The organism is Williamsia sp. (genome assembly GCF_016462415.1).
Lineage (GTDB): Bacteria > Actinomycetota > Actinomycetes > Mycobacteriales > Mycobacteriaceae > Williamsia_A.
This window is the reverse complement of record NZ_JAEMTF010000233.1, coordinates 1-1771: the sequence shown is the minus strand read 5'-3', so window position 1 is coordinate 1771 and position 1771 is coordinate 1. Positions and strand designations below refer to the sequence as shown.

Genomic DNA, 1771 nt, shown 5'->3' with positions numbered 1-1771 from the left:
AGGTGAAGAGCTGGAACGCGTCGAAGATCACTGCGATGCCGCCGGCCACCGCGAGAACGATGATGATGCCCACGATGATCATCACCGTGATGATGGTGGGGGAGAAGCGTTTCGGCACGGTCTGACGGCCGTCCGATGCCATCGACGTCGACCCGCTGTCGGGAGGCGTCGCGCCCGGCGCGAGTTCGCCACCGGGTTCGAGATCGGTGTCGGGCTTGTTCGGGTTCGGTTCGGTGGTCATGAAGCTCCTGAACTGAGAATTCGTCCGCCAGCACCCGACGGGCGCGGCAGCGTGTGGTCTGAGGGCTGGGCTCGGATGTGAACCGGTGGTTGTGCGACGGGCTCCGCACGTGTCGTCACCGCATTCCGGCGGTGGTCAGAAGCGCGGATGTCGCGCAACGTCGTGGGCTCCACGATACGCCGCCCCGCTCGAGTTGTTGAACCAGCTGTTCAGTAATTCGCGTCACTCCCACCGGGTGAACCGTTCTCATGTGATCTCGACCGCCGTCAGGAATGCGCGGCTACTGGTCTAGGGTTCCAATATTGAACAATTGGTTCACTTCGTGGAGATCCTGAGGAGGACGTATGACTCACGACGACACGCATGACCGGATTGTCAGAGCGCGCAACGCCGCGGTACTCAGCAAGGTGGGATCGCTCGCCGGCGCCATCGGGGTTGTTCTGGTGGCGCTCGGCGTCGTCGGTCTGCTGACCGGGCGCACCGCGCTTGGTGTCATCGCCGTGGTGGTCGCCGTCGTGCTGTTCGCAGTGACCGCGATCGGGACGCGTGTCAACGCGCAGGCGCGGCAGGACCCCGGTGTCCAGCAGCGATCGAGTCGACTCCGTCGGGCCCGTTACCGCAGCGCCTACCCGCAACACCAGCAGCAGCAGCAGAATCAGCGCGCCGACACCGACGACCGCCCGGTCGAGTGACGCGTCACCAGGTCTGCTCTGCCGAACGAACCAGCATCTCGTTCACAGCGACCCGGCGGCCCCTCGTCACCATGTAGGTCACCGCATTGGCGATGTCGTCGGGCAGTAATCCCGGTGTCCGCGTTGATGTCCAGCATGCGATCCCACTCATCGTCGGGCCCCTCGGCGATGGGGCCGACAGCATCAGGCCAGTTCTGTCGACGCGGGTGCGCCTTTCGCTGCTTGTGCGGTGGACCGCGAGTGCGGTGATCGGGGTCAGTTCAGTGTCGTGGGTGACGGCTCACCGTTGCGGCGCAGGTGTCTTCGCGACTCAGCGAAGGTGGTTGGCGGTGTCGCCGGTGAAGTCCATGAACGTGTAGTCCCGACTCGCGAACCGCCAGCGACCGTCCACGCGACGGAACGTGTCGTGATGGCGCCCGGTGACGACGATGTCGATGCCTGTCGCGCCGGGCTGCAGGACCGTGTAGCAGGACCGCCCACGTGCCTGGTCGGTGTTGTCGAACTCGACGATCGGGTTGGTGATCAGATGGCGCGTTCGCGGTGTGCCGTCGTCGTGGACGATCACCCTGGTCGTGAGCATCTGCTCGACGAACCGCTCCCCGCGGCCGACGACCTTTCCGCCCACGATGATGTCGGCATCGGCCAGCAACGCGGCGACGCCTGCGAACTCGCCGGAATCCAGCAGCTCTGCGTACCGATAGAGCAGCGTGTGGATCGCGTGTACGTCGTCGCCGTCACCCATGAAGTGCCTCCGACCTGTCTGTAGGTCTCAGAGAACACGATCGGTGCCCCCAGTCGGACTCGAACCGACACTTGGCGGATTTTAAGTCCGCTGCCT

3 protein-coding genes are annotated in these 1771 nt (G+C 64.8%); 1 reads left to right on the top strand and 2 read right to left on the bottom strand.

The window, feature by feature from the left end; genetic code table 11:
* Positions 1-241: DUF6480 family protein (locus JHC79_RS23665; protein ID WP_296395528.1), on the bottom strand; the 241-nt coding region annotated here is incomplete at its 3' end.
* 344 nt (positions 242-585) lie between these two features.
* Between JHC79_RS23665 and JHC79_RS23660 the strand changes: the two genes are divergently transcribed.
* On the top strand, positions 586-933 hold the full coding sequence (locus JHC79_RS23660) for a hypothetical protein (protein ID WP_296395526.1): 348 nt from the start codon (positions 586-588) through the stop codon (positions 931-933).
* A gap of 310 nt (positions 934-1243) precedes the next feature.
* On the opposite strand, the gene JHC79_RS23655 is transcribed toward JHC79_RS23660, so the two are convergent.
* Positions 1244-1675 (bottom strand): nuclear transport factor 2 family protein, encoded by a 432-nt coding sequence (locus JHC79_RS23655; protein ID WP_296395524.1) that lies wholly within the window; start codon positions 1673-1675, stop codon positions 1244-1246.
* Positions 1676-1771 lie beyond the last annotated feature (96 nt).